Origin of the sequence: Mycobacterium sp., from assembly GCF_049281135.1 — a bacterium.
Taxonomy (GTDB): domain Bacteria; phylum Actinomycetota; class Actinomycetes; order Mycobacteriales; family Mycobacteriaceae; genus Mycobacterium.
Map to the genome: position 1 here is coordinate 1 of NZ_JBAPRN010000606.1, position 6,489 is coordinate 6,489.

Below are 6,489 nucleotides of genomic sequence, written 5' to 3' on the forward strand. Positions count from 1 at the left end.
TCGACGATCGTGGTGGGCATCTTCGCGGTGGCCAAGTTCACCGAAGGAGCCTGGCTGGTCGTCGTTGTCATGCCGATCCTGGTGTTCGCCTTGATGCGGCTCAACCGTCAATATCGCGCCGAGAACTCCGTTTTGGAGAACTTGGTAACCGAGCGTCAGGAGGTGGTCAAGCATCCGCGGCATCGGGTATTCGTCTTGGTAGACCACTTTGACTTCGCGACGGTCGAGGCGCTGCATTACGCCAGCGGGCTACACGCCGACAAATTGACTGCTGTGCACTTCGTGATCGATGCACTTCACGCCTCGAGGTTGCAGCAGCGCTGGGAGCATTTCGAGGACCAGCTCCCGCTGCGGATGATCGAATGCCCGGACCGTTACCTCAGTCGCGCGGCGCAGGAGCTGGTGATGCGCGAGATCGACGAACACCCCGGCACCAAGGTGACGGCGCTGTTGCCGCGACGCACATATGCGCCTCTGGTGGGTCGGCTGCTGCATGACCGCACCGCTGACAAGATGGCCGCAGCCATCAGCCGGGTCGCGGGTGCGACCGCGCAGATTGTGGCCTACGACGTGGGCTCTCGGATCGCGCAGATAACGGCTCACGCCCGTTCGCTGAAGAACGAGAAGAACGAGGCAATCCGCAACGGGAAGAAGGAAGAACCGGCGCCCAGCTGAATGTCACCTACCACGGCTGACAAACTTAAGAGCCGCTGAGCCGTGCCTCCTCGAGGTCGAAGTCTCGTTCGATGGTGCGCAACAGTGTCGCGTTGATGCGGCCGTCGCGCCTCAATGCCAGTAACACCGAACGCTCGACACCGAGCAGTTTCAGGCGCAGCGCGCGATAGCGCTCCATCTCTCGGGCATCCTCTGACTCGGCATCGCTTGGCGGGCTGAGTTGTAGACGCCGCACCTTGGCGGCATAGAGCGAGCGCGCCGACTTGGTGGCCTCGTCGTCTGCGTCGGCGTGGCTGTCATCGTCCAACCACTCCAACGCGGCACGGGCGGCCTTCAGCCGGGCTTTGTTCTCCTCGGTTCCGAAATCGTCGGCCCGCAAGCTGAGTCGGCGCAACAGCCAGGGCAGGCTGGTGCCTTGCAGAAGCAGGCTTGCCACAATCACCGCGGCGGCCACCACGATCACCAAGTCCCGATCGGGAAACGGCTTCCCGTTGGCGAGTCGCAGCGGGATGGCCAGCGCCGCCGCCAGTGACAAACCGCCCCGCATCCCGGCCCACGCCACGACCACACGCTCACGCCACACCGGCGCACCGGTCGCGCGGCCGAACAGTCGCGCTGTGACCGGCCCTGACAACATCCACACCAGCCGCGAAGCGAACACCACGGCTACGACGATCAATATGACCGCGACGACTCGCACCGCGGACATGCCCGGAACCCAGTGCAACGAGCGAAAGAGTTCCATGCCAACCAAGGTGAAGAGCACGGCGTTCAGTAGGAAGACCAAAGCATCGAGAAAGGCGAAGGCCTGCAGTCGCGCGCCCGGCGCGAAAATTGCGCTCAAGTGAGAACCGACGTAAACGCCCGCGGTCACGGTGGCCAAGACTCCTGAGAGGTGTGCACCCTCGGCGAGCACATAGGTGAGATACGGCGTCGCCAGCGAGAGCGTGATCTCCAGCAACGGGTGGTCGATGCGCCGTCGCACGTGCACCGCCAGCCAGGCGACGACCAGGCCCAGTGCGGCACCACCCGCAGGAGCTGCAAGCAGTGTCACCGCAAGCGGGCCGGGCCGCCAGGTTCCGACGATCACCGCGCTCACAGCACCGGTGTAGAGCACCAAGGCGGTGCCGTCGTTGGTGAGTCCCTCACCCTCGACGATCGTTACCAGCCGTTCGGGTACGTCCAGCCGGGCGAAGACGGACGTGGCTGCTACCGCGTCGGTCGGCGCGACAACCGCGCCGGCCACCAGCGCCACCGCCAATGGCACGCCCGCGACTCCCACCAGAACGCCGGAGACCGTCGCCATGGTGACTATCACCAGCCCCACCGACAGCAGACCTATCGGCCGGGCATTGGCCCGAAGGTCATCGGGGGCAATGAAATACGCCGCGTAGTACAACAACGGCGGCAGGAAAACATAGAACACGATTTCGGGCGCCAGTTGCGGCACCTTGACCCACGGCAGCCAGGCGAGCACCGCACCGACACCAACTAGCAGGACGGGATACGGGACGCCGATCCGATCGGCCAGCCACACCGCAGCGATGGCTGCCAGCGGTCCGCACAGCAGCAGCACCCCGTAGCCGGCCGGGTTCACAACCGTCAGCTTAAAGGCGTCAGACCAGGAAGCGTCGCTTCTGAGCGGTGACCTCCTCGGGCGTCATCAGCCCAGCGTCGGCCAACTTGCCGAGCAGTGATTGTGCCCGCGTCGCGAGTTCCTGCAACTCGGTGGCGATCGCGGCTATCGCTTCCTTCGGCGGCTGTGGTGACGCCTTCGGGCTTTCCCGCGGGGTCATCCGTACTCGCTCATTGCCGCGTCCGACCGAAGCGGTGCTGCCGACGGCTCCGCCCGCCGCGCCGGCCAGGCCCATGCTGCTGAACAGGTTGCCGGCGCCGCCGACCTCCGGCGCTGCGGCGGCGTTGGTGATCGGCAGCGTGAAGGCAGCCGGGCGGAGTTCGGGCGCGGCGACCGTCCATGCCGATGGAACCGACAGCCGGCCCACCGTCGTTGCCTGCCCCAGGCGTGACGAAACGGATGCCGTCGCCGCGTCCGACGGTGCGGCCACGCTGCCTTGGCCGTTGAAGAACCAGTTCGGCAGGTTGGCGGCACCCGGACCATAGCCCGTGAACGGGCCCTTCCCGGCATAGAAGTCACGGTCGGCGTTGATCGAGAAGCCGCGGAAGTTGGTGTAGACCCCGGTGAACCCCGTCGAGATGCTCGTCGCAGACGAGCCGATTGAAGTGACGCCAATGGGGAGTTCAATAAGCGTCAGGACGGGCGCGATCGCGCTCAGCAGATCTAACACCGGGCCCGCTGGAGCCGCCGCTGACGACGTAGCGAGGCCCTGCAACGCCTGCGGGACCGCGTTGAGCACCCGCGAACCGTTCGATACGACGGACTGCGCTGCGGCCCCGGCCTGCTCGGCTCCGCCGGTCGGGTTGGTCGTCGGCGGGGGTTCGGCGAACGGCGTCAGCGTCGATGCCGCCGCCGCCGAACCGGCGTAGCCGTACATGGCCGTGGCGTCCTGGGCCCACATCTCCGCGTACTGCACTTCGGTGGCCGCGATCGCCGCGGTGTTCTGGCCCAGCACGTTGGTGGCGATCAACGTCATCAGCAGACTCCGGTTGGCCGCGATCACCGGCGGCGGCACCGTCATCGCGAACGCTGCTTCGTAGGCCGCCGCCGCCGACCTGGCCTGGGTGGCTGTTTGCTCGGCTTGCCCGGCGGTTGTGGTCATCCACTCCAGGTACGGGGTGGCCGCCGCGGCCATCGATGCCGACGACGAGCCGAGCCACGGCCCACCGGTGAGTTCGGCGATGGCCGCCCGGTAGGACGCCGCGGTGGATTGGAGTTCCGCGGCCAGCCCGTCCCAGGCCGAGGCCGCTGCCAACATCGGCCCGGGCCCGGGTCCGGCGTACATTCTTGCGGAGTTGACTTCCGGCGGTAGTATCGCGAAATCCATTGTGGTGTCCTGTCTTAACCGGTCGCTATGGCGTTGGCGGCTTCGGTGGCCGCATACGACGTCGCACTCATTCCGAGTGTGCTGACGAACTGCTGATGAATTGCCTCAGCCTGGGTGCTGATCGCCTGGTACATCTGCGCATGAACGGCGAATTGAGTAGCCGCCAGCGCCGATACCTCGTCGGCGGCGGCCGGAAGCACACCGGTCGTCGGCGCCGCTGCAGCGGCGTTCTGCGCGCTCATCATGGCGCCGACACCGGCCAAGTTGGCGGCGGCTGCCGCCAGCGCCTCCGGTTGGGTGGTGACGAATGGCATCGGTGATCCTTTCGAAAAGTTGCACATGCGAACCTACGCGCGTGAATACCACACGTCTGCAAGTGAATTCGTTGATACGCCGCGAGATGTTGGGATCTGGACTCATTCATCCACCCCGCCTTCAACCCAGTGGTCTCGGGTAGAAGCCATCAGCCGGTACGGCGGTTAAAGGCGAGCTTCATCGCCTGAACGCGATGCTAACGACGGTTTAACGGCAGATCAACGCGGCACGCAAGCTCATTGTGGATTGCTATCTAACTGGGGATAACCGGCCGTAGTTCGGCGGCGATCCAGGCGCGGTGGATATCCGCGTCGGTGAGCTGGCCCAGGGTGGCGGCATGACGATGTTGACGCGAGCCGAAATCGGAGCGCTCGGTGAGCGACTAGCTGCTGACCACTTGACCGGGCTCGGACTGCGAATCGTGACCCGCAATTGGCGCTGCCGCTACGGCGAACTGGACGTGATCGCCGTCGACCCCGGTACGGACACCGTGGTGTTCGTCGAGGTCAAGACGAGAACCGGCGACGGCTTCGGCGGACTGGAGCAGGCGGTGACGCCGCAGAAGGCACGCCGGTTGCGTCGGCTGGCCGGCATCTGGCTGGCCGCCCAGGACCAGCGGTGGGCCGCGGTCCGCATCGACGTCATCGGCGTGCGAATCGGCCGATGCCGGACCCCGGAGATCACACACCTGCGGGGCGTCGGCTGATGGCGCTCGGACGGGCGTTCTCGGTGGCGGTGCTCGGGCTGGACGGTCAGATCGTGGAGATCGAAGCCGACATCACCTCGGGTCTACCGGGCGTGCATCTGGTCGGCCTGCCCGACGCCGCGTTGCAGGAGTCGCGGGACCGAGTCCGCGCCGCGATCACCAACTGCAACAACACGTGGCCGATGTCGCGCCTCACGCTGGCGCTGTCGCCGGCGACGCTGCCGAAAATGGGGTCGGTCTATGACCTGGCCATGGCGGCCGCCGTCTTGTCAGCGCAGCGGAAGACCCCGTGGCGACAGCTGGAAACCGCGGTGGTGCTGGGGGAGTTGGCATTGGACGGACGAGTCCGACCGGTGCGCGGGGTGCTGCCGGCGGTACTGGCTGCCAAGTTGGCCGGCTGGGGAGCCGCGGTGGTTCCGGTGGAGAACCTTCCGGAAGCCAGCCTGGTCGACGGGATCGAGGTCTGGGGGGTGCGCACTCTGACGCAATTGCAGCGCTGGCTCTGTGGTTCGGCGAGGCTCGACGGGCGGATCACCGGGGCGGTTCCGGAGGCTGAGCCGCTCGCGGATCTTTCCGAAGTGATGGGGCAGGCCCAAGCGCGTTTCGCCGTCGAGGTCGCTGCGGCCGGGGCCCATCATCTGATGCTGACCGGGCCGCCAGGCGTGGGCAAAACCATGCTGGCGCAACGTCTTCCGGGGCTTCTTCCATCGCTGTCGAACGGCGAGTCGTTAGAGGTGACCGCGATCCACTCGGTGGCCGGCCTGTTATCGGATGCCACGCCGCTGATTACCCGGCCGCCGTTCGTGGCGCCGCACCATAGCTCCAGCGTTGCGGCACTGGTCGGCGGCGGTTCGGGGATGGCCCGGCCCGGCGCCGTCAGCCGGGCACACCGCGGGGTGCTGTTTCTCGACGAATGCGCCGAGATCGGTGTCAGCGCATTGGAAGCGTTGCGAACACCGTTGGAGGACGGCGAAATTCGCCTCGCCAGACGAGACGGGGTGGCGTGCTATCCGGCCCGCTTTCAACTCGTCCTGGCCGCCAACCCGTGCCCGTGCGCGCCCGCCGACCCGCGTGACTGCATCTGCGCGGCAGCAGTCAAGCGGCGTTATCTCGGTCGACTGTCCGGCCCGCTACTCGACCGCGTGGACCTGCGGGTGCAGATGCATCCGGTGCGGATGAGCGCGTTCGCCACCACCGAACCCGAGTCGACGACGAAGGTCCGTCACCGGGTGACGTTGGCCCGCGACGCGGCGGCGCAGCGTTGGGGCGCGCACGGATTCCGCACCAACGCTGAGGTCAGCGGAACAGTCCTGCGGCGCCGATTCAGGCTGGGCCACGACGCGATGCAGCCGTTGCGGAGGGCGCTGGACCGCGGACTGATGAGCATTCGCGGTCTCGACCGCACGTTGCGGGTCGCGTGGACGTTGGCAGATCTGGCCGGTCGCACGTCACCTGGACGCGACGAGGTAGCCACCGCACTGAGCTTCCGCCAACCGGGAGCCTCGCGATGACCGATGCGACGCTGCGTGCGTGGGCCTATCTGTCGCGGGTGATCGAGCCGCCCTGCGCCGAGCTTGGCGCCCTGGTGCGCCGGTGGGGCCCGGTCGAAGCGGCCGAGCGGGTCCGGCGTGGTCAGGTTGACGATGTGGTTGCCGGGCGCACCGAAGCGCGGCGTGAAATCGACCGGTCCGCAGCAGATCTCGAGGTGCTGAATCGCAGAGGTGGTCGCCTGATCACGCCGGACGACGAGGAGTGGCCGACGCTGGCGTTCGCCGCGTTCGGCGGTGCGGCGGGGGCGAAGCCGCAGGGGCGCCCGCCGTTGGTGTTGTG

General features: G+C 67.0%; 5 protein-coding genes, 2 pseudogenes and 1 riboswitch. Of the genes and pseudogenes, 4 read left to right on the plus strand and 3 right to left on the minus strand.

All coding sequences use genetic code 11. The features are described 5' to 3' along the window. A pseudogene (locus tag WAN02_RS23860) lies at window positions 1–675 on the plus strand (hypothetical protein); the annotation flags it as partial. Window positions 676–700: 25 nt separating this feature from the next. Here WAN02_RS23860 and WAN02_RS23865 read toward each other — a convergent pair. Genes WAN02_RS23865 through WAN02_RS23875 form a run of 3 tightly spaced genes read right to left on the minus strand, consistent with a single transcriptional unit; the run spans window position 701 to window position 3,952 of the window. Further along, window positions 701–2,272, minus strand: coding sequence for a Na+/H+ antiporter (locus tag WAN02_RS23865; protein ID WP_422267031.1), 1,572 nt, complete (start codon window positions 2,270–2,272; stop codon window positions 701–703). Between the two features lie 19 nt (window positions 2,273–2,291). Then, window positions 2,292–3,638, minus strand: a complete 1,347-nt coding sequence (locus WAN02_RS23870; protein WP_422267033.1) for a PPE family protein — start codon at window positions 3,636–3,638, stop codon at window positions 2,292–2,294. A gap of 14 nt (window positions 3,639–3,652) precedes the next feature. Further along, window positions 3,653–3,952 carry a PE family protein gene (locus WAN02_RS23875; protein WP_422267035.1) on the minus strand — a complete coding sequence of 100 codons (300 nt, stop codon included), beginning with the start codon at window positions 3,950–3,952 and terminating at the stop codon, window positions 3,653–3,655. Between the two features lie 133 nt (window positions 3,953–4,085). Beyond that, window positions 4,086–4,147: riboswitch (Fluoride riboswitch) on the minus strand. 143 nt (window positions 4,148–4,290) lie between these two features. Here WAN02_RS23875 and WAN02_RS23880 point away from each other — a divergent pair. The 3 genes and pseudogenes from WAN02_RS23880 to WAN02_RS23890 form a co-directional block, all read left to right on the plus strand. After that, window positions 4,291–4,659, plus strand: coding sequence for a YraN family protein (locus WAN02_RS23880; RefSeq protein WP_422267039.1), 369 nt, complete (start codon window positions 4,291–4,293; stop codon window positions 4,657–4,659). Further along, window positions 4,659–6,170, plus strand: coding sequence for a YifB family Mg chelatase-like AAA ATPase (locus WAN02_RS23885; RefSeq protein WP_422267037.1), 1,512 nt, complete (start codon window positions 4,659–4,661; stop codon window positions 6,168–6,170). Before WAN02_RS23880 ends, WAN02_RS23885 begins: the two co-directional genes overlap by 1 nt. Continuing rightward, a pseudogene (locus WAN02_RS23890) lies at window positions 6,167–6,489 on the plus strand (DNA processing protein DprA); the annotation flags it as partial. The gene WAN02_RS23885 and the pseudogene WAN02_RS23890, both read left to right, overlap by 4 nt.

Coding starts and splice junctions, on each gene's coding strand:
- WAN02_RS23870 (WP_422267033.1), bottom strand. CDS start 3,638: ATGGATTTCGCGATACTACCGCCGGAAGTCAACTCCGCAAGAATGTAC.
- WAN02_RS23875 (WP_422267035.1), bottom strand. CDS start 3,952: ATGCCATTCGTCACCACCCAACCGGAGGCGCTGGCGGCAGCCGCCGCC.
- WAN02_RS23880 (WP_422267039.1), top strand. CDS start 4,291: ATGACGATGTTGACGCGAGCCGAAATCGGAGCGCTCGGTGAGCGACTA.
- WAN02_RS23885 (WP_422267037.1), top strand. CDS start 4,659: ATGGCGCTCGGACGGGCGTTCTCGGTGGCGGTGCTCGGGCTGGACGGT.